Origin of the sequence: Paenibacillus graminis, from assembly GCF_000758705.1 — a bacterium.
Classification (GTDB): Bacteria; Bacillota; Bacilli; order Paenibacillales; family Paenibacillaceae; genus Paenibacillus_AQ; species Paenibacillus_AQ graminis.
Genome location: NZ_CP009287.1, coordinates 5,633,945 through 5,657,595 on the forward strand (window position 1 = coordinate 5,633,945; position 23,651 = coordinate 5,657,595).

15 protein-coding genes, 7 tRNA genes and 2 rRNA genes are annotated in these 23,651 nt (G+C 50.1%); 1 reads left to right on the forward strand and 23 read right to left on the reverse strand.

Features of this window, described 5'->3' with window-relative positions:
* Positions 1-131 precede the first annotated feature (131 nt).
* From PGRAT_RS24325 to PGRAT_RS24345, 5 genes are all read right to left on the reverse strand, one after another.
* Entirely contained in the window at positions 132-2,018 is a 1,887-nt protein-coding gene (locus PGRAT_RS24325) for an FtsX-like permease family protein (RefSeq protein ID WP_042267335.1), read from the reverse strand.
* Positions 1,990-2,757, reverse strand: coding sequence for an ABC transporter ATP-binding protein (locus tag PGRAT_RS24330; RefSeq protein ID WP_025703708.1), 768 nt, complete (start codon positions 2,755-2,757; stop codon positions 1,990-1,992). Before PGRAT_RS24330 ends, PGRAT_RS24325 begins: the two co-directional genes overlap by 29 nt.
* A 99-nt stretch (positions 2,758-2,856) precedes the next feature.
* The gene (locus PGRAT_RS24335) at positions 2,857-3,870 is read right to left on the reverse strand and encodes a sensor histidine kinase (protein ID WP_025703709.1); all 1,014 of its coding nucleotides are present in this window, start codon (positions 3,868-3,870) and stop codon (positions 2,857-2,859) included.
* Positions 3,871-3,873: 3 nt separating this feature from the next.
* Positions 3,874-4,572 (reverse strand): response regulator transcription factor, encoded by a 699-nt coding sequence (locus PGRAT_RS24340; protein ID WP_025703710.1) that lies wholly within the window; start codon positions 4,570-4,572, stop codon positions 3,874-3,876.
* 46 nt (positions 4,573-4,618) lie between these two features.
* On the reverse strand, positions 4,619-5,515 hold the full coding sequence (locus PGRAT_RS24345) for a helix-turn-helix domain-containing protein (protein WP_025703711.1): 897 nt from the start codon (positions 5,513-5,515) through the stop codon (positions 4,619-4,621).
* Positions 5,516-5,624: 109 nt separating this feature from the next.
* Here PGRAT_RS24345 and PGRAT_RS24350 point away from each other — a divergent pair, with 109 nt between their 5' ends.
* Positions 5,625-6,863 (forward strand): MDR family MFS transporter, encoded by a 1,239-nt coding sequence (locus tag PGRAT_RS24350; RefSeq protein ID WP_025703712.1) that lies wholly within the window; start codon positions 5,625-5,627, stop codon positions 6,861-6,863.
* Here the strand turns inward: PGRAT_RS24350 and PGRAT_RS24355 are convergent.
* From PGRAT_RS24355 to PGRAT_RS24435, 18 genes are all read right to left on the reverse strand, one after another.
* Complete coding sequence (locus PGRAT_RS24355; RefSeq protein ID WP_025703713.1) at positions 6,823-9,180, reverse strand: histidine kinase; 2,358 nt, start codon at positions 9,178-9,180, stop codon at positions 6,823-6,825. The two genes, PGRAT_RS24350 and PGRAT_RS24355, sit on opposite strands and share 41 nt — an antisense overlap.
* 24 nt (positions 9,181-9,204) lie before the next feature.
* Positions 9,205-9,777, reverse strand: coding sequence for a potassium-transporting ATPase subunit KdpC (gene kdpC, locus PGRAT_RS24360; RefSeq protein WP_025703714.1), 573 nt, complete (start codon positions 9,775-9,777; stop codon positions 9,205-9,207).
* 16 nt (positions 9,778-9,793) lie between these two features.
* On the reverse strand, positions 9,794-11,821 hold the full coding sequence (gene kdpB, locus PGRAT_RS24365; RefSeq protein WP_025703715.1) for a potassium-transporting ATPase subunit KdpB: 2,028 nt from the start codon (positions 11,819-11,821) through the stop codon (positions 9,794-9,796).
* Between the two features lie 23 nt (positions 11,822-11,844).
* The gene (gene kdpA, locus PGRAT_RS24370) at positions 11,845-13,512 is read right to left on the reverse strand and encodes a potassium-transporting ATPase subunit KdpA (protein ID WP_025703716.1); all 1,668 of its coding nucleotides are present in this window, start codon (positions 13,510-13,512) and stop codon (positions 11,845-11,847) included.
* 32 nt (positions 13,513-13,544) lie between these two features.
* Positions 13,545-13,625: a K(+)-transporting ATPase subunit F gene (gene kdpF / locus PGRAT_RS34990; RefSeq protein WP_081758585.1), complete on the reverse strand. Its 81-nt coding sequence runs from the start codon at positions 13,623-13,625 to the stop codon at positions 13,545-13,547.
* A 120-nt stretch (positions 13,626-13,745) separates the two neighbouring features.
* Positions 13,746-14,084, reverse strand: coding sequence for a hypothetical protein (locus PGRAT_RS24375; protein ID WP_025703717.1), 339 nt, complete (start codon positions 14,082-14,084; stop codon positions 13,746-13,748).
* 203 nt (positions 14,085-14,287) lie between these two features.
* A complete protein-coding gene (locus tag PGRAT_RS24380; RefSeq protein ID WP_025703718.1) occupies positions 14,288-14,995 on the reverse strand; it encodes a response regulator in 708 nt (235 codons plus the stop codon).
* Entirely contained in the window at positions 14,988-17,687 is a 2,700-nt protein-coding gene (locus tag PGRAT_RS24385) for a sensor histidine kinase (protein ID WP_025703719.1), read from the reverse strand. Before PGRAT_RS24385 ends, PGRAT_RS24380 begins: the two co-directional genes overlap by 8 nt.
* Before the next feature lie 495 nt (positions 17,688-18,182).
* A tRNA-Leu gene (locus tag PGRAT_RS24390) sits at positions 18,183-18,261 on the reverse strand.
* A 22-nt stretch (positions 18,262-18,283) separates the two neighbouring features.
* A tRNA-Arg gene (locus tag PGRAT_RS24395) sits at positions 18,284-18,360 on the reverse strand.
* Positions 18,361-18,366: 6 nt separating this feature from the next.
* A tRNA-Gly gene (locus tag PGRAT_RS24400) sits at positions 18,367-18,441 on the reverse strand.
* A gap of 51 nt (positions 18,442-18,492) precedes the next feature.
* A tRNA-Asp gene (locus PGRAT_RS24405) sits at positions 18,493-18,570 on the reverse strand.
* A 75-nt stretch (positions 18,571-18,645) separates the two neighbouring features.
* A tRNA-Met gene (locus tag PGRAT_RS24410) sits at positions 18,646-18,719 on the reverse strand.
* A gap of 30 nt (positions 18,720-18,749) precedes the next feature.
* Positions 18,750-18,825 (reverse strand) — tRNA-Val (locus PGRAT_RS24415).
* A gap of 77 nt (positions 18,826-18,902) precedes the next feature.
* Positions 18,903-18,974 (reverse strand) — tRNA-Glu (locus PGRAT_RS24420).
* A gap of 94 nt (positions 18,975-19,068) precedes the next feature.
* Positions 19,069-19,668 (reverse strand): AAA family ATPase, encoded by a 600-nt coding sequence (locus PGRAT_RS24425; protein ID WP_025704785.1) that lies wholly within the window; start codon positions 19,666-19,668, stop codon positions 19,069-19,071.
* 492 nt (positions 19,669-20,160) lie between these two features.
* A 5S ribosomal RNA gene (rrf, locus tag PGRAT_RS24430) occupies positions 20,161-20,277 on the reverse strand.
* Positions 20,278-20,423: 146 nt separating this feature from the next.
* Positions 20,424-23,350: ribosomal RNA gene (locus PGRAT_RS24435) — 23S ribosomal RNA — on the reverse strand.
* Positions 23,351-23,651: the final 301 nt, after the last annotated feature.

Genomic DNA, 23,651 nt, shown 5'->3' on the forward strand with positions numbered 1-23,651 from the left:
GTTCCAAACTCCCCTCCGCACTTTACCCTTTTATGAATTTTTTAAGTTCATCTTAAATAGCTAAAGGGGGTGCCCCAAAAGCCGGAATTGCGGCTTGGGGCACCCCCTCGTTTTTTGATTAATATCTTCCCTTAGGATCCGGCCAGCGCCGATCGGATCTGTCTGGTGTAGAACAGGCGGACAATGAAGAAGTAGATGACCTGGATGAAGAAGAACAGGCCAAGCACCAGCAGGGATTCTCTGAACATGGAATACTGGAACATGTGTGACAACGCTGTAAGGGCCACGGCTCCGTGCACAAGCGCAACAACGATAGGGGCGAAGAAGAGCAGGCCGATCTGGCGGTTCAATATTTTGCCAAGCTCTTTGTCACTCAGCCCCAGCTTGGAAATGGCCTTGAACTTTTGTTTATCCTCATCCAGATCGCTGTACAGCCGGAAATAGAGAAAGCTGCCGGCGGAGACAAAAAATACGATCCCGATAAAGAACCCCATGAACATCAGCGGCCCAAAGCTATCATTAATCTTCGAGGTCTGATACTCCAGCGCATAGAATTTATTGTTCTCATCATAGGGAAGCACATACGTCAGTTTTCCGCCCACCCTCTGTACTCCCGGCTGTCCAATCGCCCCGTGCCAAGCGTAATAACGGCTCACTTTCAGCGGCTGTGCAAGCCGGCCCATCCACTCATCGGAGACGACGTAATAACCGCTGAACCCCCGTACCGCCGGAGAAACGACGGCCTGATTCGCCTCGATGACCAACCCAGACTGCAGCTTCACCTGCTGGTGGAGCATCTCTTCCCCCTTGCGCGACAGCCCGAAATCTACAATTGCGGCTTTTCCTGCGGCAAGCTGGATGGGCTTGAGCCCCATTAACTTTGCTACGTTGTTATATTCGGATTGCTTCACCAGAATGACTGTCTGGCTGCCATCCGCAGCCTTGTAATATTTAAGCTCCAAACCCGTTTTTTCGGCGGCAATTCCGGCTTTGCTTAGGCTCTGGTCAATAAGCTGTATATGGGTTCGTGCCTTGCTGTCCCCATCCGCAGACATATAGGTGAATAGATAGGGAGTTTTCTGCGTAAGCGCTCCGTTCAGCATGGACTGAAATCCGTATAATGCCCCGATAGCACTGAAGGAAACGGTAGAGATGATGGCGACCAGAAAAAAGGAACGCGCATTGTCCTTCATCCGGTAGGAAAGATCAGAGAGCAGCAGCATATTGGTTCTGCGCCAGAAAAAACGCTCCCGTCCCTTCAGCTTGCGGATCAGATACACGCTGAGCTGTGTGAACAGCAGAAAGGTACCGACCGAGACCATAATGACAACAGGCGCGAGCAGCATCACTACTTCCAAACCGCTGGCCCGAAGAGAAAGAAAGTAGCTGGTCCCCAGCAGCAATACCACCAGCAAGGACAGCAGAAGTGAAGCCTTCGGCTCCTGTTTGGGCTGACGGTCCGCCTTGATGAGCGTGATTAGTTTACCGCTGCGCAGCACCGCCGAAATAAACAAGGAGATCAGGACGAAGAGCAGCAGAAAGGAAATCAGTGTCAGCAAGATCGCTTTGAATGGAAAATAGAATAGCAGCGGCTCTTTCAGCGCAAGCGCATTTGTCCCCGCAAGCAGAATCCCCTTCGCGAATACAATCCCGAGACCGATGCCGCCGGCGGTGGCGCTTAACCCGATCAGCATATTCTCCATAAAAATCATCCGCCGCAGCTGCCGGGTAGTCATTCCCTGCATCATCATCAGCCCGAACTCCCTTTTCCGCGATTGCAGAAATGCACTCATGGAATAGAGTACGAAGAAGAAGGAGAACACATAGATGATCCACTTGGAGACCGAAAGCCCAATAACCGCAGTCGATTGTAAGTTCTCCGCGCTAAGCACCGGATGATAGGCAAAAATAGCAAAGGTAAAGAAGACCATCACCGTAAACATGCTGCTGAGGAAATAGGCGGTATACAGCCTTTTGTTCCGGGTGACGTTACGGAATGCGAACTGGCGGAACGTCATTGCTGTATCCCCCTAACAGCGAAAGTGTATCGATAATCTTCTGAAAAAAACTCTGGCGGTTGTTCCCGCTGTGAATCTCTGTATAGAATCTTCCATCCTTAATGAACACCACACGGTGACAATAGCTGGCCGCTACAGCATCGTGTGTAACGAGCATCATCGTCGTTGACTGCTCCCGGTTGATCGCTTCCAGCAGATCCATCACATCTTTAGCAGCTTTGGAATCCAGATTGCCGGTAGGTTCATCCGCAAGCAGCAGCTTCGGAGAATGGATCATTGCTCTGGCGATCGCTGTCCGCTGGGCTTGTCCCCCGGAAATTTCATAGGTGCGTTTTTTCATAATGGCGCTGATTCCCAGCTTCCCGGCAATCTCCTGGGCCTTCTGCTTCATTTCACTCACCTGGGTTCCATCAAGCGTCAAGGGCAGGACTATATTCTCCTCCACAGTCAGGGTATTCAGCAGATTGAAATCCTGAAAGACAAATCCCAGCTCCCGCCGGCGAAACACCGCCAATTCGTTTCTATCAAGCTTGCCGGTGTCCTTGCCATCGATCATAATGCTTCCGGTAGTCGGGCCATCAACCGTGGCAATCATATTCAGAAGGGTGGTTTTACCGCTGCCGGACGGCCCCATAATGCCCACGAATTCTCCGGCTTCAATGGTTAGATCAATATCGGTCAAAGCCCGGTAAGCCACGTTCCCTTCATATATTTTACTGACCTGCCTTACCTCTAGCATATGGCTTTACGCCCCTCTCTTTGTATGCACAGTAGTGGTTCTTTAACCAATATACCGGAGACGGCAGCACATCAACCATCGATTTAGGTTTCACTTTTATTACACGCTTGTAAGCAAAGGATTCGCCGCCAAAATAATCCGCATCACCGTTCCTTCACCAACCGCCGATTCCAGCTCAAGCCGGTGCCCGAGACGGTCTGCTGACTCCTTCGTCAAATACAGCCCCATTCCCGTAGACTCCCTCAGTCCGCGCCCGTTGTCGCCGGTGAAAAAAGGGTCGAATACCCGTTTGAGATCAGACTTCTGAATGCCGATCCCCTGATCCTTAACCTCAATGACTGCATCCACTCCCCGGATATAGCAGGATACCGTAATCTTCTGGCCGTCCCCCGTCTTTTTTGCTGCTGAATATTTGATGGCATTGTTCATAATTTGCGACAGCATAAAGAACAGCCACTTCTCATCGGTCTGCGCGGTAATTCCGGGTGAGGCAGCCTTCACCTCGGGAAATATATGATTGCGGATAAAGAGCCGTTTGTGATCATGGACAACCTCGCTTACTAGCTTCGGCAGGACGACAGGTTTGATGTGAAAATCCTTTTCAAAAGCCCGCAGCCTGGCCATATACAGAACGGTATGCAGACCGCTGCGCATACGTTCCAGCTCCTCCCGGATGCTGGCAAACTCGGGTTCGTCCATATTCTGTACAGTCAGCTCAATCACCGACAGCGGTGTTTTCATCTGATGCACCCATTGGTCAATAAAGGTTAAGTGCTGCTCCTGCTGCAGCTTTACCGCAGTCAGCTGCTGCTGATAGTGGCGGTATTGTGTGTGCAGCAACTGCTCCAGTGCTTTGGAAGCAGGGCTATTCTCAATCTTCTGAAAAGATTCGTCCAGCGTCTCAAGAGGTCTGCTAAGGCGGAGATAATAGCGGCGTCTGCTAATATATTGATATATCAAGTAGCAGCTGAGAAAGAAGAAACCAATAAAGACGGAATAAAGCGCGGTCGGAAGATTGCGGTAGCCGTCAAACCAGTAAATAGAGAACATTGCGCCAAATTGCACCAGCTGAACGGCTAACAGCAGCGCATGCTCCCGGATAAACAGCTTCATGGCTCAACCCTCTGCCCAGCTGATGTTCAGCCGGTATCCCGAACCTCTGACGGTAAGCACGGCATCTTCAATCTCAAGCTCCTGAAATTTCTTCCGGACCCGTGCGATGTTCACATTAAGCGTGTTCTCATCCACAAAAGCCTGTGGGTCCCACAGCTTCTCCAGCAGGGCTTCCCGGCTGGCCACCCTCGGATAACGCTCCATAAGACTCTCGATGAGATCTGATTCCTTTCTGGTGAGGGTCACGACCGACTGCCCATACTGCAGTTCGAGCCTTTCAGGATACAGAATCAGCCCTTCCTTCTCCAGCATCAGCTCCTCACGCTTGGCCGCATACTCCCCGTAAGCCCGGCGGAGATGGCTGTGTATTTTGGCGAGCACAATCCCGGAATGGAACGGCTTGGTGATATAATCATCCCCCCCGTTTTCCAGCGCCATGATCTGGTCCATTTCACCTTCCCGCGCCGAAATGAACAGCACAGGGCAAGTAGAGACACTGCGGATTTGCCGGCACCAGTAATAACCGTCATAACTGGGCAGGTTCACATCAAGCAGAACCAGCTCCGGTCTTACCCGTTCAAATTCCTGCAGCACCTGATGGAAATCCTCGACCTTTACCACATCATATCCATACTTTGTAATCGCTGACAGCAGGAGGTCCGCAATTTTCGGATCATCTTCCACAATCATGATTCTGAACATATTCACGCTCTCCTTGTCTCGTTTATCTATGTAAATATATAAGAAACTATAACATACCTAAGCTTACCGGCGGCAGGTCCATGGGAAGATGCTTACGGCATACATCCAGAAGGGCATGATAGCTGTCCATGAAATCAAGCTGCTGCAGAATGGCCAAATAGCTGCCTAATTTTGACGTGTCCTGACTTTGCTTCAGGCAGATTACAGTGATTTCATATAACACCAAGGTCACGATCTTGTCGTAGAGCAGATTGGTTTTATCCGCCAAAGGCAAAGCCTTTGTCAGAAAAAACAGGCTTTTCTCATAATTCCGCTCCCCCAGACAAATATTGGAGATATTCTGGAGCAAATGCTGCTGGATGGTTCTGCTCTCGGCAAAGGAATGATATTTATTAAATTCTTGCACAGCTCTCAGGCCAAAAAAAATCGCATCGTCACTGTTCAGTGTGAACAAAAAGTTGTTAAGCAGCTTGAATTCATACAAATACCAGGTATCCACCCCAAGCAGATAGGGCTTAATGTAATTGGCAATCTCGCTCAGTTGACTGATTTGGTCCTCATGGCCATACTGAATCAGCAGTCCCTGTCCGAGCAAGTACAGATGGTAGAAAGCTTCCGTCCGCGTAGTCTTATACAACAGATGGCATTCATAGCTGACGTCCCGGACCTTCTCGAATTCGTAACGGTTCCCCGCTTCAACTAAGGTCAGGTGGAGTGTCCGTTTGACCGGCTGGGCATAGTCATGATGCAAAAACAACAGCTCCTCCAGCGACATTTCCAGCTTGTCCAGAATCAGAATCAGCTTGTCGTACCCGGGGAAATACTTCCCCCCCTCAAAACGTGACAGATTCGAGCGGCTCATGATGCCCTCTGCGAGGTCGGACTGATTCATCCCTCTGGATTTACGAATCCGCTTCGTGGTCTCCCCCAGGAACCTTCCCATTTCACTTCACTCCCGTAAATGTGAGTATACAGCACAATCTCCCTGCTTATTTTTCATTGTATGCTACATTCGAGCCAATGAAAAATACATTGCAGGAAGAGGGATCGGTATGAACCATCCGGCAAACCGGAAACTGAACAGCAAAATATGGAATATCCTGATTGGAACGCTTTTCACCAGAACGGCACTCTTTATGAGCACTCCTTTTCTTGCCATATTCCTGACGGCGCAAAAGGACATTTCGCTCCTCCACACCGGCTATATTCTCAGTATTAACCCACTCATCAATGTATTGTTCGGCAGTTTTGGCGGAAGGCTGGCTGATCAGTTCTCCTTGAAAAAAATAATAGGCGGAATCCCGCTGGTCTGGGGCTCCGCCTTCATTTTGTTTTATTTTGCCGATAGCTTCTGGCATTTTCTTCTGCTTAGCGGCCTTAACGGTTTGTGCTATTCTATCTTTGAGCCTGCCAGCAAAAAAGTGCTGTCTGCCCAAACCACTCCGGACAACCGGCTGCTTGTATTCAACCTGAGGTATTCCGCAATTAACCTGGGAGCTTTTATCGGCCCCCTCCTAAGTTTGCTGTTCCATATGAAACTGACTCTGTTTCCCTACGTGATCCTAGGCATCCTGTACATTCTATATGGGGGATCTATCCGGTTTTTCTTCCGGGACACACCAGCCGGAGCTCCAGCTTCGCCGCCCGCACCGCTACGCCATCCGCGAGCCTTCTCGGTAATCCGCAAAGATTATGTTTTCCTTCTGCTGCTGGCCGGCATGAGCTTCTCTTTCTTCGGTTATTCACAGCTGAATGCAACCGTCTCGCAGTATCTGGCTAACACCAGCTCTTTAACGAATGGCGTTCAACTGTACTCCACCCTTCTGTCTGCCAATGCCCTGATCATTCTTGTTGCCCAATTTGTGCTGCTGCGCTGGATCACCAGATGGAACCCCTTTACCGTAGTTCTTGTCAGCAATTTGCTGATCGGCCTAAGCTTTTTGCCTTTTATTTTGTCGCCTGCTTTGCTGCCGCTATTTGCCTTTATTGTCCTCTTCAGCGTGGGAGAGCTGCTGATCGGCGCCCGCTTCGACGCCTTGGTGGATGAGCTGGCAGCAGCAGAGGTCAAAGGCTTATATTTCGGCTGCTCGGAATTGGTCAAGGCAGGGACCATTGCCGGTCCATTAGCAGGAAGCCGCCTGCTGGGCCATTTCGGAGTACAGGCCGGATTCCCCGTCTTTGCCCTGTTATGTGCCATCACCGTCACCGGTGCAGGGCTGATTGGCATAGCCAAGTCTAAGCACGGCAGCATTACTCATGCGCAGCAGCCTCAGGAAGAGTATCCCGCTTGATGTGAGGATCGTAGTTGGCGACAATCAGAATGTCCATATGCCTTGCGGTACGCAGCAGTTTTTTGATGATTGTGCCTTCCCATAACCGTTTCCATGGCGGGCGGTCACATTGGCCGATAATAAGCTGGGTGGCATGGTGTTCATCAGCTTTCGCCTGAATGACCTCCGCAAGCCTCGATGAAGGCCCTGACGAGGAGATCATTTCGAATTTCCCGCCCAGCCGAATGGTCAGGTTTTCAATGCTTGCCTTCATTTTCTCCTCGTCCCCGGTCAGTTCTTTCGCTGAATGTACATAAGCAACAATCCAATCCGCCTTCAACCGGAAAGCCGTCCTGAACCCCCTGCGGATTAGTTTCCCGGCACTCTGGCTAAGCTTCACACAGACAAAAATAACCTCCTGCTTATTCCATGGCCCGCGCAGTGAGCTGACACGCTCCCCTGCCTCCAGCCGTTCATCTACGTCATCGGCGATTTCCCGGAGCGACAGCTCTCTCAAGGCAATCAGGTTTCCCATTTTAAAAAAGTTGTCCAGCGCCTGATCGATTTTTTCCCGGGCATAAATCTTCCCGTCCTTCATGCGGGCTTGCAGCGCCTGTGGTGCCACATCGATGAGTTCCACCTCGTCCGCCAGGCGGAGAATAGAATCCGGGACGGTTTCCCTCACACGAACCCCGGTGATTTGGGCTACGGCATCATTCAAGCTTTCCAGATGCTGCACGTTAACGGTTGAAATCACCGAAATGCCCGCGTTCAGAATTTCCATCACGTCTTCGTAGCGTTTTTTGTACTTGCTTCCGGGAACGTTCGTGTGAGCCAGCTCGTCGACCAGCACCAATTCAGGGTTGCGCCTGAGGATGGCCCCGGTATCCATTTCCTCCAGCACAGTTTCTGAGTATTTGATTTTTGCCCGTTCGATAAGCGGCAGCTCAGCAACCTGCTGGCCCGTTTCCTGCCGGCCATGGGTTTCCAGAAGACCGATCACAACATCTACTCCCTTCTTGAGCAGATGATTGCCTTCCCGCAGCATAGTATAGGTTTTGCCAACTCCGGGTGCCGCACCAATAAAAACCTTGAACCGCCCCCGCTTAATCCGCCCGATTTTTTCGTCAACTTCCCGTGAGCTTAACCGGTGATACAGCGGGTTATCCGCAGGAACGGCTAATTTAGCGGGCAAAATCCGCTCTCCATGATGCTCCGCCCGGTCCGCAACCATGAAGATATCCATATTCCTCGACTTTCGGAGGATATCATTGACAACAGAGCCTTGCCAGAACTCCTGCCACCTCGACTGCCGGGAATGGCCCAGCATAATCCGGGTAACATTATGTTCAAGCGCATACTGGATCAGCCGATCCGGTAGTCTTCTCCGGGAATGGAAAGGCAGTTCTTCGAACTCTGCCCCAACCTTCTGGACAAGCTTAACGAGCGACTCTTTAAAAGCTGCCTGCTCTTTCGTAAGCGGACGTTTTTGGTTCGTAAAGGTAATGATAATGAGTTCACCATTCAGCCGTTTCGCTACCTGCTGGCCGCGCCGGACATAAATTGAGCCATTCCAGTGATATTGGGTGGAGACCAGGATGCGTTCAGCTGCGCCGGACGGACCGAGCATGCCCATCTGCTCACGATGCTTCTCCAGCGAGTCGTTCACCCCTTCCGCCACCAGCCGCAGAGCCAGCTCGCGCAGCACACCCAGCGTTCCCCGCCGAAACAGAGTGGCGGTTTTGCTGTTGCGTACATGCCCTTCCGAGACACGCTGAAGCAGCGTTTCCGGCGTTACATCAATCAGGCGGATTTCATCTGCAAGCTCCAGTGTATGCGCAGAGACGGTCTCCTCCACCTCAATCCCCATGTATTTCTGGGCCAGTTCCCTTACCCCTTCCAGCTCGTACACGTTTACCGTAGTCATTACACTGATTCCGTGACCGAGCAGGAAGTGGATATCTTCCAGTCTGGTCTTGTGCTCGGCACCTGGACGGTTCCGGTGCGCCAGACCATCCACCAGAACCACCTCCGGATTCCTCAGGATCAGTGCCTCCATGTTCAGATCCTTTTTTTCTGTGCCGTCTTGAACCCAATGAATGCTCGGGATCCGTTCCAGCTCCCCGATTTGTTCAATCGTTTCCGGACGCTGGAGCGTGGATACCGCACAGATGACGACATCAATTCCCTGCTGCTGAAGCGCCGTCCCTTCCCGCAGCATATGATAGGTTTTGCCCGACCCGCTTACTGCACCAATAAAAATTTTTAACCGCCCACGATGCAGCTTGGAGATGGATAACAAGATTTCCTCCGGACTTTTCCGCTTGAAGTTTTCCATCTTGTCCGTCCCTCACGTTTCGAATTATTTTCCATTCACCGTCTTCTGCACATCGATATTGAGAAGGAGCACATTGACAGCCCGCTCTCCCAAGACCCCAAGCTCTCTTTCTTGGGTATGCTTGGCCACCAATTCCTTCAATTGTTCTTCCGGTATGCCAGTGCTTTTGCTGATGCGCGGGATTTGAACCTGAGCCGCCTCCACACTGATGTGCGGATCTAATCCGGAGCCGGAATTGGTGATCAGATCTACGGGCAGTTCAGACACGGGGACCCCGGGGTTCTCCGACTTCCAAGCCTCTACTGATGCCTTCGTGCGTTCAAGCATATCCGGATTAGAAGGCGCATAGTTCGGCGTACCTGAGGAAACCGCGTTATATTCAATACTAGAGATCCGGCCATGGAAGTAACCCGGGGACGTGAAATTCTGTCCGATCCATTTGGAGCCAATGACTTCATGTTTATCATTATAGATCAAGCTTCCATCTGCCTTATCAGGCATGACTGCCTGGGCAATTCCCGTCACAACCAGCTGATACGCCAGAATGACAATCATGAGTGCGACACTTGTTCTTATGGTAACAGCGATAGTCTTCATACCGCATTCATCCTCTCTATACCCAGAATTGGACTAGCAGGTCAATCAGCTTAATGCCGACAAACGGGACAATCACACCGCCCAGGCCATAAATGATCAGGTTGCGGCTGAGGAGCTGTGACGAGCTCATCGGCTTATAAGCCACCCCTTTCATTGCCAGCGGAATCAGCAGCGGAATGATCACTGCGTTAAAGATCAAGGCTGACAGGATGGCTGACAGAGGGGAATGCAGTCTCATCACATTCAAGACTTCCATTTCAGGAATCGCCACCATGAACATCGCCGGAATAATCGCAAAATATTTGGCGATATCATTCGCAATACTGAATGTAGTTAATGCTCCGCGGGTCATCAGCAGCTGCTTGCCGATAGAGACCACTTCAATAATTTTGGAAGGATCGGAGTCAAGGTCCACCATGTTGGCAGCCTCCTTGGCAGCAACCGTTCCGCTGTTCATGGCAATTCCCACATCGGCCTGGGCCAAGGCCGGTGCATCATTGGTACCGTCACCGGTCATGGCTACCAGCTTGCCTTCCGCTTGTTCGCGGCGGATGACAGCAATTTTATCTTCCGGTTTGCTTTCGGCAATGAAATCATCCACTCCGGCTTCAGCGGCGATGGTCGCAGCAGTCAGCGGATTATCCCCCGTACACATAATCGTCTTGATTCCCATCTTCCGCATCTGCTCGAACCGTTCCCGCATCCCCGGTTTTACCGTATCCTTCAGGTAAATGAGGCCGTATATCGTCTGATCAACAGCAACGGCAAGCGGTGTTCCCCCCGCCGAAGCAATCGCATTGCTGTTTGCCTGCAAGTCGTCCGGGATCATCCCGCCCTGGCCGGCGACCCATTGTTTTACCGCATCTACTGCCCCCTTGCGGATATGCCGTCCATCCGGCAGGTCAATGCCGCTCATGCGGGTCTCTGCCTTGAACTCTACAAATTCCGCACCATCAGCAACGGACTCCTGAAAAGACAGATTCTGATTCTTCAGCAGCTCCAGCACAGACCGCCCCTCAGGCGTCTCATCGCGAACCGAACTTAAGGCTGCCCAAGCCGCCACATCCTGCCGGGAGTGCTTGCCTACCGGGATAAATTCACTGGCCATGCGGTTCCCGTAAGTGATGGTTCCTGTCTTATCGAGAATGATCGTGTTGATATCCCCGGATGCTTCCACCGCTTTACCGGACATGGCCAACACGTTGAACTGTGTGACCCGGTCCATTCCCGCAATACCGATGGCCGACAGCAGCCCTCCAATGGTAGTGGGGATCAGGCAGACCAGCAGGGCAATCAGCACAGGCACTTCCAGGCGGATATCCAGATAATCGGCAAAGAAAGGCAGTGTAATGACTACGATCAGAAAAATAATGGTCAGACTGACCAGCACGGTATTTAGAGCAATCTCGTTTGGCGTCTTTTGACGTTTGGCCCCTTCTACCAGAGAAATCATCCGGTCCAGAAAAGACTCTCCGGGATCACTGGTAATGCGGACCTTAATCCGGTCACTGATTACCTTGGTTCCTCCGGTTACAGAGCTGAAGTCACCGCCAGCCTCTTTAATCACCGGAGCAGATTCGCCCGTAATGGCCGATTCATCGACTGAAGCCAGGCCTTCAATAACCTCACCGTCACCCGGAATCATTTCTCCCTGGGCCACAATAACAACATCGCCTTTGCGCAGTTCCGTGGAAGGCACTTGTTTGACTGAGCTTCCGCTCACCTTGTTTGCGGTGATCTCTTTTTTTGATTTTTTAAGGGAATCGGCTTGCGCTTTGCCCCGGCCTTCCGCCAGTGCTTCTGCAAAGTTGGCAAAGAGTACAGTGAACAGCAAAACGAACGCTACCGCAAGATTAAAGCCCGTGGATACATCCCCGCCAAATGCATCAGGCACAAATACAAGAAATAAGGTAATGATGAATCCGAGCTCCACCACAAACATTATTGGATTACGCAGCATAATGCGCGGGTCCAGCTTGATAAAGGACTGTTTGGCAGCCTGCAGGACAATATCTTTATTTATTGCACTCTTCTTTGTACTCATTTTTCTTCCTCCATCCATAGCCTCTAAGGTTTCAGCGTCAAGAATTCAGCAATCGGTCCCAGTGCAAGCGCCGGAAAGAATGTCAATGCCCCTACAATCAGTACCGTACCCAGAAAAACAGTACCAAACAGAGCCTTGTCTGTACGGAATGTCCCTGAGGTTTCCGGTACAGTTTTCTTGGCTGCCAGTGAACCTGCTACAGCCAGCATCGCGATCATGGAGAAATACCGGCCAAGGAACATCACAATTCCGGTGGAGATATTCCAGAATGGCGTTGCATCGCCAAGCCCCTCGAAGCCGGAGCCATTGTTGGCGGCAGCAGAAGTGAATTCATACAGCGCTTGTGTCAGCCCGTGAAAGCCGGGATTCGAAAGGGTATCGGACTGGGTGAGCAGCGCCAGGGCCGTAGGCAGCAAAATAAGCATCGGATTGATAATGAGCGTGACTGCGATCAGTTTCATTTCTTTACCTTCTATTTTTTTACCAAGAAACTCCGGTGTTCGCCCTACCATCAGACCCGATAAAAACACGGCAATCATCGTATACATGAGCACATTGACAAATCCCACTCCGACACCGCCAAATACTGTATTCAGCATCATGTTGCCGATCGTAATCAAACCGCCTATAGGCGTCAGGGTATCATGCATCGTATTGACTGCTCCTGTCTCAGATGCTGTCGTAACAACCGAGTACAGGGCAGACTGGGCAACGCCGAACCTGACTTCCTTCCCTTCCATGGAGCCTTGCTGATGCTGAATACCCAGGGCGTTAACGGCCGGGTTACCTGCATTTTCACTGGCCAGTGAAATTCCCAGGAAAACTATGAACATCATGGCCATCGATACGAACAGCACCCGGCCCTGTTTTTTATTGCCAACCATTTTCCCGTAGGTAAAAGGAAGCCCCGTACCTAGCAGCAGCATGAGCAGAATTTGCAGCAGGTTGCTGACCGCATCCGGATTCTCGAAAGGATGGGCAGAATTGACACCAAAGAAACCGCCGCCGTTGTTGCCCAGCTCCTTAATCGACAGAAAAGAAGCTACAGGGCCGCGCGCGATCTCTTGTGTCATCCCTTCCAGCGTATGGCCCAGAGCAGTAGGCTCCAGCGTTTGCGGCACACCGAGAGCCACAAAAACAAGTGCCAGGACAAAGGAGATCGGCAGCAGAATCCGGGTGATCCCCCGGACCATATCCACGAAGAAGTTCCCCAGGGGCTTCCCGGTTAAACCACGGATAATGGCGATTCCCACAGCAAGCCCGGTAGCGGGGGAGGTAAACATCATAAATACGATAGCCAGCATTTGCGACAGATAAGATAGTCCGCTTTCACCGCTGTAATGCTGAAGATTCGTATTCGCCATAAAGCTGATTGCCGTATTAAAAGCAAGTGTCGGCTCCATCGAAGCGATCCCGCTTGGATTTAACGGCAGCACACCCTGAAATCTGAAAATCAGATAGACCAGCAGCATCATCACTGCATTGCTGAGGACCGCAGCCAGAGCATATTGCTTCCAGCTATAGTTCTCTTTCCGTATGCCGCCAATCGCAAAGACCGGCTTCTCCAGCCAGCCGACCCAGCGGTCTAGCCCTGTTCTCTCATAATTGAAGACTTGAGCCATGTACAGTCCCGCAGGACGGGCAAGCAGCAAGGAGAGCAATAAGGTTACAGCAATTGCGATATAAGAAATCATGGTCACTTAAATCCCTCCTGAAATCGTTACTAGAATTTTTCCGGATTAATCAGTGCGTAAGTTAAATAGACAAAGAGAGCTGCTACGATCATTCCCAGTACCCACATCATCCTTGGTCACTCCCTTTATCGATGGTTCCGGAAGCCCATTGGCCCAGCCCGATCATGAGCAGGGTGAGAATGATAAATGCGGCAATCATATAAATGTCCAACATGTTAATAGACCTCCTTCTATTTAACGTAGTATCTGTCTTCGCCGAGCACCTGGTTCACAGCCTTGAGGAAACCTGCATAACCTCCATCCCTATCCTGCCGGGAGGCAAGCGCCAGCAGCATTGCCTGTCCGATTTGCCTGTCATCCAGCTCATAGCTGCCTGATAGAATTCCTTTAATCTCATCATCAGGCGCTCCCTGGGCGAACATTCGGGCTGCTTTATAAATCTCTTTATTTTCATACCAGCCTTGCATTCCCGCTTTCCGCATGTCGGCAACATCGTATATTTTTTTTATCGAATACAGCACTACCAGCAGAATTGAGATCAGCCCTGTGTTTCTTAACAATCCTTCCATCCCCCACCACCTCTTTCCTGATCAGCCAACCCGACTTATACTTGTGCTTCCGAGATTCAGAGTAACATTTCCCCCATAAGTTTAGGGTTAGGGTTTTCATGAAGGTATTAAGATCATCTAAAGATTCAGATTGTAAGCGCAGCACAAAAAAACCATGCCCTCAAAAGAGCATGGTTGGTCACGCAAGTTGAATTTTTAACCGTTCAGCTATCGTCACCCACCTGAAGCATCCGGTAGCCAATTCCGATATGTGTTTGAATGTACTTGAACTGCGCGGGTGTTTTTTCGATTTTTTTCCTCAAAGTTGCCATAAATACCCGCAGAGAAGGAATATCCACTGTTGGACTGCCCCATATCTCGTGCAAAATATAATTATGGGTTAGCACCTTTCCCACATTTTTGGCCATCAGGCACAGAAGCTTATATTCACTTGGAGTCAGATGGATTTCTTCATCACCGATCCATACGCATCCAGCGGCATAATCAATCTTCAGGTTTCCATTGACGAAGCTGGATGCATCCTTAAGAAGCTTGTCACTGTCATACCGGATTCTCCGCAGACTCACCCGCAGCCTGGCCAGCAGCTCCTCCACACTGAAGGGCTTGGTTAAATAATCATCTGCCCCCGCATCCAGCGCCTCTATTTTGTCCCGGTCTTCGCTGCGTGCACTGACCACGATAATCGGCAGATTTGACCAAGTGCGGATCTTTTTGATAATATCCACACCGTCCATATCCGGCAGTCCCAAGTCGAGGATCATCAAGTCCGGTTGGTTGGATACCGCTTCTAATATAGAGGCCTCGCCCGTCTCAGCCGTATGATATTTATACCCTTGGGTCTCCAGCGTGGTTGTAATCAGCTTGCGGATGGGCTTGTCGTCCTCCACGACAAGAATTAAAGGCTTATTCATGAATATTGACCTCCTCGGCGTGCAGGGTGAAATAAAATACCGTTCCTTTGGGGACATTGTCCATCACGCCTATAGTCCCTCCATGGGCATTCACAATCGACTTGCACAAAGAAAGCCCCAAGCCCAGGCCACGGCGGCCATCCCCGCGTATATTATCCACTGTATAAAACATCTCAAACAGCCTGGCCTTGGCTTCCTCAGAAATGCCCGGACCATCGTCGGAGATTTCCACAATAACTCTTTGTCCATCCTGTTTGGCCGAAACGGTAATGTGGGAACCCTGCTGGGTATACTTAATGGCGTTATCCACAATATTGATCAGAACCTGCACAATCAGCCGGGAATCCATCCGGGCCATAAGCAGCTCATCAGCAAGTTCTGTTTGAATTACATGTTTCTCACTGTTGCGGTTCACGTGAAGAAGAGCTTCAGAGATAACCTCCTCCAGCAATTCCGCCTGAAAGTTAAGATTCAGTGTCCCATTCTCAATCCGGCTAATCGACAGCAAATTTTCCACCAAATGAATCAGCCAGATGGAGTCATCATAAATATCCGTGTACAGTCCTTTTTTCTGCTCCTCGCTCAGGACCCCGGAATTCCCCACAAGTATTCCTGCGTTCCCCGAGATGCTGGTAAGGGGGGTACGCAGATCATGAGAGATCGAGCGGAGCAGATTGGCGCGGAGATGCTCCTGCTGAATTTGCAGGGAAATTTCTTTTTGTTTTTCGTTCAGCTTTTCTTTTTCCAGAGCAAGTGCACATTCCCCCAACATCGCAATCATCAGGCCCTTCTCAAAAACCTCTAATGGCTCTTCCTGTTCCATCACAATAGCGGCCACTGCAAAAACCGTATCGCCTCCGCGCACAGCATGGTACAGGCAATTCGCGCCAAAAAAGGTATCCGTGGTCGCTCCCGCGCGCTTGTTGTTCTTAAATACCCAATCTGCAACCGCACGTTCATTGCTGCCTGTGTACATATGCGGATCAGCTTCAGAGCCTTCCTTTGGAAAAATCAGCGGCTCGGTCAATGCCCCTTCCTGAACCGCATAAAAAATGACCGTCCTATCCAGCAGCTTTACCATCTGATGCGCCATTTCATCAATGATCGCCGGCGAATCTTTCGCCTGCTGCAGCTTCCGGCTGGTTTCCAGAAGAACCTCCGTCCGGTAGGCTTTTTGTGCAGATTGACGGGCCTGCTCGCTTACCCGCATGGTCAGTGTACTGGTTATGAACGAGGCCGTCAGCATCACCAGAAAAGTAACCGGATACCCTGAATCATATGCATTCAGAGAATAGTAAGGCTCGGTAAAAAAGTAATTGAACACAAGCACGCTCATTACCGACGAAACAGCGCTGTACACCCTTCCCTTGGTTACAATTGCGCTTAACAGAACCCCCAGAATATATACAGTAATAATATTGGATTCCAGAAACCCCAGATAGCGAAACCAGATGCCGATCAGTGTGCAAACCAATAAAATGGCAATAGTCTTGTTGGTGTCTGCCAGCGACAGCTTCGGATATCTCACGTATAAAGGTAATCTTTTGTAAAAGGAGGGGTGGGTGTAGGGAATAATATAGATTTCAATATTGGGAAGCAGAGTGGTGAGCTTATCCACAAGATTAGATTTAGCATACCCTCTCTTTTTAAAGGGAGAGCGGCCGAGGACAATTTTTGAAACCCGGCTCGTTTTGACATATTCCGCGATCTGTCCCGGCACATCCTCTCCATATACCGTCGCGATATTCGCCCCCATTTGCTCAGCCAGTCTTAAATTATCCCTCAGCTCGGTTTTGTTTTTGGGGGTTAATTTTTGGGTTTGCGGCGTTTCTACAAAAAGTGCCGTAAACTGTCCATGGAAAGCTTCAGCCATTCTCGCAGCCGCCCTGATCACTTTCTTATTGGAAGCAGCCGAGGATAGGCAGACCAAAATATGATCCTTGGTATCATAATCATTTTTCTTCGCCTGTTCACTGATTTGCACTGCGATCCGGTTTAACTGGCTTGCCGTATTGCGCAGGGCAATTTCACGCAGAGCGGTCAGCTTCTCCTTGGTGAACAACTGCTCAATTCCCTGTTCATCAGCATTTTCACGCTGAATTTTCCCTTTATTCAAACGGTCTATCAAGTCATTAGGTTCAATATCCACCAATTCCACCTGATCCGCACTATCGAATACGCTATCCGGTATGCGTTCCTGAACAGTCATACCAGTAATGGAGTAGACAATATCCGTCAGGCTCTCAATCTGCTGGACATTAATCGTCGTATAGACATGAATTCCCGCGCGGAGAAGCTCCTCCACATCCTGATATCTTTTTTTGTGGCGGCATCCGGCCGTGTTTGCATGAGCCAGATCGTCCAATAAAATAAGCTCAGGGCTGCGCTGGATTGCACGGTCCAGGTCAAATTCCGGAATGACAGAATCTTCATAGGACACTTTCATTGGAGGTACAAGCTCCAGGCCTTCCAGCATCGCCTGGGTATCCGGCCGGGCATGGGTTTCAATATACCCGCCTACCACATCCGTTCCCTCTTTTTGCTCCTCATGGGCCGCATTCAGCATCGCACAAGTTTTCCCTACACCCGGCGCATACCCAATAAAAATTTTCAGCCTTCCTCTTCGTTTTCCTGCCTTCATGCCTGTTAACTGTTCAAGTATGGAACCGTCACCGGTCTGATTGATCTCCATCCCCTGCCCGCTTTCTGTTTATCCCTGTGGTTGTACATGCTTTCATCTACTTAGTATAGCATGTACAAAATCAGCATCGTATTATGACTTTGACTGCCGCATTAAGATGGCATTAAGATTATTAAGAGTCCAACACATCAAATTCTTTGTCTTTAAAGTAATACTTCCGGTCCTCTCCGTAATCTCGCGGACAACCTTGCACGGGTTGTTCCCTTGTATTACAGCTTTAACAGTGTACCACTGATTTACAGCAGCTGTGAAAGAGGTACCGGATTCAAAGGGCATATATACCGATGAACATGAAATTCTGATCGGTCCACCATAACGCGCAATATGCACACAGCGGTTCTTTTGTAAGCGTCCTATAGACAAGGTGCTTACCCCCTCTTTTGCCGGAAACATTCACCAAATAAATAATGCATACCTCTGGTCACGCCACTATTAAAAAAGGCTTCTGAAATTGTGTAAAACACAATTTCAGAAGCCTTATACTAATACCGGCGAGAGGACTCGAACCTCCACGGTTTCCCACTCGATTTTGAGTCGAGCGCGTCTGCCATTCCGCCACGCCGGCAAATTTTGATATTTAAATTAAATGGCGCGCCCTGAGAGATTCGAACTCCCGACCTTTTGATTCGTAGTCAAACGCTCTATCCAGCTGAGCTAAGGGCGCAAATTATGGAGCGGACGACGGGAATCGAACCCGCGACCCTCGCCTTGGCAAGGCGATGCTCTACCGCTGAGCCACGTCCGCACACGGTATGTATAGCAGTTGATGCTTATGTTTCCTGAAGCTGTGCCTAAATGGCGGAACCGACGGGATTCGAACCCGCGATCTCCTGCGTGACAGGCAGGCATGTTAGGCCAACTACACCACGGTTCCAAATTAAGTACTATGAGCCCCCCGAAAAATAACCGGAATATACTACATAGTATATCTTCACTTTTTGGGGATAAATTGCGGGGGCAGGATTTGAACCTGCGGCCTTCGGGTTATGAGCCCGACGAGCTACCGGGCTGCTCCACCCCGCGTCAGTAAAAAAATATTCAATTGGAGCCTCATGGTGGAGGCTGAGGGGTTCGAACCCCCGACCCTCTGCTTGTAAGGCAGATGCTCTCCCAGCTGAGCTAAGCCTCCATGAAAGAAGCAACTTAATTATCATACCACAGTTAACCAGCAAAGACAAGTCAGAAAATCAATAATTCCAGAAGCAATGACCCGTATGGGATTCGAACCCATGTTACCTCCGTGAAAGGGAGGTGTCTTAACCCCTTGACCAACGGGCCATAATACAAGACTATCAATTGACAACAAATAATATTATATCAAACAAAGAAGAGTATAGCAATAGTTTATTTAAAAAACGTTGGGAGATCATCTCTATCTGTTAAAAAAACGGATGTGCTGATATTTCACTTTTAAACGCTGAATAAATTTCCTCATCCTGCCTTGTGCTGCAGGTAACAGCGAAATCTGAAGTTTGGCGGCTATGGCTTCTGCCATCTGCTCAATACTCATATTATCAGTAACCAGTTGCTCTGCAAATATAGGATGCTGGTGCCCTTTCAGGCATCTGTCGATCTGATTGGCCGCCCATGAGTGTTTTCCCTCTCCACGGCTTCTCAGCCGGGCCAGGAGCCTATCCCGCGACACACACAAGGTGTAATGATGAACTTTGATCCCCTCCTCTCTCAGTCGTCCTGCTATTTCCCTAAAGTAATCAGGCTCGACTATCGTCATTGGAACAATAATGATCCCCTCATATTCGGAGGCAATATATAGTAGCATGGAATAATTAAATTCACGCCACTGAGAGTAATTTTGAAAATCATTTTTCTTCAATGTGGAAGGTATATTCTTCTGTATGTAGTAGCCTGCATTTTCCGGGTCAAACACAAAGGAATGCGGGATTCTGCGACTTAGCTCAAAGGCCGTTTGAGTCTTTCCCGAACCAAAAGCTCCATTTAGCCAAAGAATCATAGGTATCACCTCCTGAAAGTTTTCTTCTTATTGCTCCCTCTATTATTAAAAGAACAAAATATCTCCCTCGTCCTTCAATGCTGAACGTAAGCGCTTGAGGTTTTAGTAGAATTTTGCTTCGAGGACCTCCCTGAACCCTAAGCCGATTCCAAGTGGAAAAAGGGTAACTAATTTGCTTCAATACCGTGTGCTCAACAGTTTAAGTGGAAAAAGGAAAACTAATTCGGCTAATTTCGTCTCTGAATCAGTATTATTACCCACCTAAGTTTACTTTTTCCACTTAAATCTCACGATTACTGATTTTCCGGGGAAATAAGTTCCCTTTTTCCATTTAGCCGCTTGCGAGGAGGAAAGATAAACAAGCACAAGCAGGAAAAGCTATCTCATCTGATTACAACTTCCACCTTTAAAGTAAATATCACTTTTATCGAAAATTATAATTTTCCACCAAACAAAAAAGCCATTGTCGATTGCTCAACAATGGCTTCATGTGCTTGGCGGCGTCCTACTCTCCCGGGACCCTTCGGTCCAAGTACCATCGGCGCTGGAGGGCTTAACGGTCGTGTTCGGGATGGGTACGCGTGGAACCCCTCCGCTATCGCCACCAAACGGGCACTTGCGGTACAAATGCGTAATTCAGGTCTCAGCATCGCCAAATGCTGAAAGCAAATCTTCATCATGTGGCCACTTGGACCGCACGACTTACAATTTGATTCCTGAAAACTGAATCCGAAACGAAATCTGCGTTTTACTTTTTGGATAAGCCCTCGACCGATTAGTATTGGTCAGCTCCATGCATTGCTGCACTTCCACCTCCAACCTATCTACCTCGTCGTCTTCAAGGGGTCTTACTAATTGGGAAATCTCATCTTGAGGGGGGCTTCACGCTTAGATGCTTTCAGCGCTTATCCCGTCCGTACGTAGCTACCCAGCCATGCTCCTGGCGGAACAACTGGTGCACCAGCGGTACGTCCATCCCGGTCCTCTCGTACTAAGGACAGCTCCTCTCAAATTTCCTGCGCCCACGACAGATAGGGACCGAACTGTCTCACGACGTTCTGAACCCAGCTCGCGTACCGCTTTAATGGGCGAACAGCCCAACCCTTGGGACCTACTTCAGCCCCAGGATGCGATGAGCCGACATCGAGGTGCCAAACCTCCCCGTCGATGTGGACTCTTGGGGGAGATAAGCCTGTTATCCCCAGGGTAGCTTTTATCCGTTGAGCGATGGCCCTTCCATGCGGTACCACCGGATCACTAAGTCCGACTTTCGTCCCTGCTCGACTTGTAGGTCTCGCAGTCAAGCTCCCTTCTGCCTTTGCACTCTTCGAATGATTTCCAACCATTCTGAGGGAACCTTTGAACGCCTCCGTTACTCTTTAGGAGGCGACCGCCCCAGTCAAACTGCCCGCCTGACACGGTCCCCGTACCCGTTTAGGGTACCAGGTTAGAACCTAGATACGATCAGGGTGGTATCCCAACGGCGCCTCCACCGAAGCTTGCGCTCCGGCTTCTACGGCTCCCACCTATCCTGTACAGATCGTACCCAAATTCAATATCAAGCTGCAGTAAAGCTCCATGGGGTCTTTCCGTCTTGTCGCGGGTAACCTGCATCTTCACAGGTATTAAAATTTCACCGGATCTCTCGTTGAGACAGCGCCCAAGTCGTTACGCCATTCGTGCGGGTCAGAATTTACCTGACAAGGAATTTCGCTACCTTAGGACCGTTATAGTTACGGCCGCCGTTTACTGGGGCTTCGGTTCACAGCTTCGGGTTGCCCCTAACCGCTCCCCTTAACCTTCCAGCACCGGGCAGGCGTCAGCCCGTATACTTCGCCTTGCGGCTTCGCACAGACCTGTGTTTTTGCTAAACAGTCGCTTGGGCCTTTTCACTGCGGCCCCCTCGGGCTATTCACCCTACCGAGGCACCCCTTCTCCCGAAGTTACGGGGTCATTTTGCCGAGTTCCTTAACGAGAGTTCTTCCGCGCGCCTTAGAATTCTCTTCTCGCCTACCTGTGTCGGTTTGCGGTACGGGCACCTTCTCCTGGCTAGAGGCTTTTCTTGGCAGTGTGAGATCATGACCTTCGCTACTATAATTTTCGCTCCCCATCACAGCCCAGCCTTACGGTGTGCGGATTTGCCTGCACACCAGCCTCACTGCTTAGACGGACATCCATCAGTCCGCGTCACTACCCTCCTGCGTCACCCCATCGCTCATAGCGGATTACGGTGGTACAGTAATTTCAAACTGTTGTCCTTCGACTACGCCTGTCGGCCTCGCCTTAGGTCCCGACTTACCCTGAGCGGACGAGCCTTCCTCAGGAAACCTTGGGCTTTCGGCGGATCAGATTCTCACTGATCTTTTCGTTACTCATACCGGCATTCTCACTTGTGTATTCTCCAGCGCTCCTTACGGTACACCTTCAACGTATACACAACGCTCCCCTACCCCAGATACATACGTATCTAGCCATAGCTTCGGTGGTGTGTTTAGCCCCGTTACATTTTCGGCGCAGAGTCACTCGACCAGTGAGCTATTACGCACTCTTTCAATGGTGGCTGCTTCTAAGCCAACATCCTGGTTGTCTGTGCAACTCCACATCCTTTCCCACTTAACACACACTTGGGGACCTTAGCTGATGGTCTGGGCTGTTTCCCTTTTGACAATGGATCTTAGCACTCACTGTCTGACTCCCGGCAAGAAGTCCATGGCATTCGGAGTTTGACTGAGCTTGGTAACCCTTGCGGGCCCCGCACCCAATCAGTGCTCTACCTCCACGACTCCATTCACCGAGGCTAGCCCTAAAGCTATTTCGGGGAGAACCAGCTATCTCCGAGTTCGATTGGAATTTCTCCGCTACCCCCACCTCATCCCCGCATTTTTCAACATACGTGGGTTCGGGCCTCCAGTGCGTGTTACCGCACCTTCACCCTGGACAGGGGTAGATCACACGGTTTCGGGTCTACGTCCACATACTTAGTCGCCCTATTCAGACTCGCTTTCGCTGCGGCTCCGGCTTCTCACCTTAACCTTGCATGTTAAACGTAACTCGCCGGTTCATTCTACAAAAGGCACGCCATCACCCATAGATCGGGCTCTGACTTTTTGTAAGCACACGGTTTCAGGTTCTATTTCACTCCCCTTCCGGGGTGCTTTTCACCTTTCCCTCACGGTACTGTTTCACTATCGGTCGCCAGGTAGTATTTAGCCTTAGCAGATGGTCCTGCCGGATTCATACGGGGTTTCACGTGCCCCGCACTACTCGGGATCCGTCTCGGAGGGAACAGGGTTTAGGGTACAGGGCTTTTACCTCTATCGCGGGCCTTTCCAGACCTCTTCGCCTACCCGGTTCCTTTGTAACTCCATGTGAGACGTCCCACAACCCCAAGGGGCAAGCCCCTTGGTTTAGGCTGTTCCGCGTTCGCTCGCCGCTACTGACGGAATCACTATTGTTTTCTCTTCCTCAGGGTACTTAGATGTTTCAGTTCCCCTGGTCTGCCTCTGCATACCCTATGTATTCAGGTATGAGTAACTGCGAATTACCACAGCTGGGTTTCCCCATTCGGACACCCCCGGATCAAAGCTTGCTTACAGCTCCCCGAGGCAGTTTCGTTGTTCGCCACGTCCTTCGTCGGCTCCTGGCGCCTAGGCATCCTCCGTGTGCTCTTATTAGCTTAACCATGCGTTTTCCCATAGGAAAATCGCTGTATCAACTAATAACTATTTCAACTTGCTTACACAAGTTTCAGCTAAAAGATGTTCTAAAACGCATTTTCGTTTCGGTATCCAGTTTTCAAGGATCAAGTTGCTGAAAGCTTACGGCGATCACTTATCGTGTCGCTGAAGGTTTCAGACAGTTGTTCCGGATTAACTCCGGAAGAAGATCATATCATGTTTCAGACTCGCTTGGCTACAAGCAAGTTCTGGAAACAAATATGCCTCTGAGAGCTTGGACTCTCAAAACTGAGCAACGAGTGAGTG

What these genes read in the sequence shown, in the direction of transcription:
- PGRAT_RS24325 (WP_042267335.1), bottom strand. Translation starts at nt 2,018, where the DNA reads ATGACGTTCCGCCAGTTCGCATTCCGTAACGTCACCCGGAACAAAAGG.
- PGRAT_RS24330 (WP_025703708.1), bottom strand. Translation starts at nt 2,757, where the DNA reads ATGCTAGAGGTAAGGCAGGTCAGTAAAATATATGAAGGGAACGTGGCT.
- PGRAT_RS24335 (WP_025703709.1), bottom strand. Translation starts at nt 3,870, where the DNA reads ATGAAGCTGTTTATCCGGGAGCATGCGCTGCTGTTAGCCGTTCAGCTG.
- PGRAT_RS24340 (WP_025703710.1), bottom strand. Translation starts at nt 4,572, where the DNA reads ATGTTCAGAATCATGATTGTGGAAGATGATCCGAAAATTGCGGACCTC.
- PGRAT_RS24345 (WP_025703711.1), bottom strand. Translation starts at nt 5,515, where the DNA reads ATGGGAAGGTTCCTGGGGGAGACCACGAAGCGGATTCGTAAATCCAGA.
- PGRAT_RS24350 (WP_025703712.1), top strand. Translation starts at nt 5,625, where the DNA reads ATGAACCATCCGGCAAACCGGAAACTGAACAGCAAAATATGGAATATC.
- PGRAT_RS24355 (WP_025703713.1), bottom strand. Translation starts at nt 9,180, where the DNA reads ATGGAAAACTTCAAGCGGAAAAGTCCGGAGGAAATCTTGTTATCCATC.
- kdpC (WP_025703714.1), bottom strand. Translation starts at nt 9,777, where the DNA reads ATGAAGACTATCGCTGTTACCATAAGAACAAGTGTCGCACTCATGATT.
- kdpB (WP_025703715.1), bottom strand. Translation starts at nt 11,821, where the DNA reads ATGAGTACAAAGAAGAGTGCAATAAATAAAGATATTGTCCTGCAGGCT.
- kdpF (WP_081758585.1), bottom strand. Translation starts at nt 13,625, where the DNA reads ATGATGTGGGTACTGGGAATGATCGTAGCAGCTCTCTTTGTCTATTTA.
- PGRAT_RS24375 (WP_025703717.1), bottom strand. Translation starts at nt 14,084, where the DNA reads ATGGAAGGATTGTTAAGAAACACAGGGCTGATCTCAATTCTGCTGGTA.
- PGRAT_RS24380 (WP_025703718.1), bottom strand. Translation starts at nt 14,995, where the DNA reads ATGAATAAGCCTTTAATTCTTGTCGTGGAGGACGACAAGCCCATCCGC.
- PGRAT_RS24385 (WP_025703719.1), bottom strand. Translation starts at nt 17,687, where the DNA reads ATGGAGATCAATCAGACCGGTGACGGTTCCATACTTGAACAGTTAACA.
- PGRAT_RS24425 (WP_025704785.1), bottom strand. Translation starts at nt 19,668, where the DNA reads ATGATTCTTTGGCTAAATGGAGCTTTTGGTTCGGGAAAGACTCAAACG.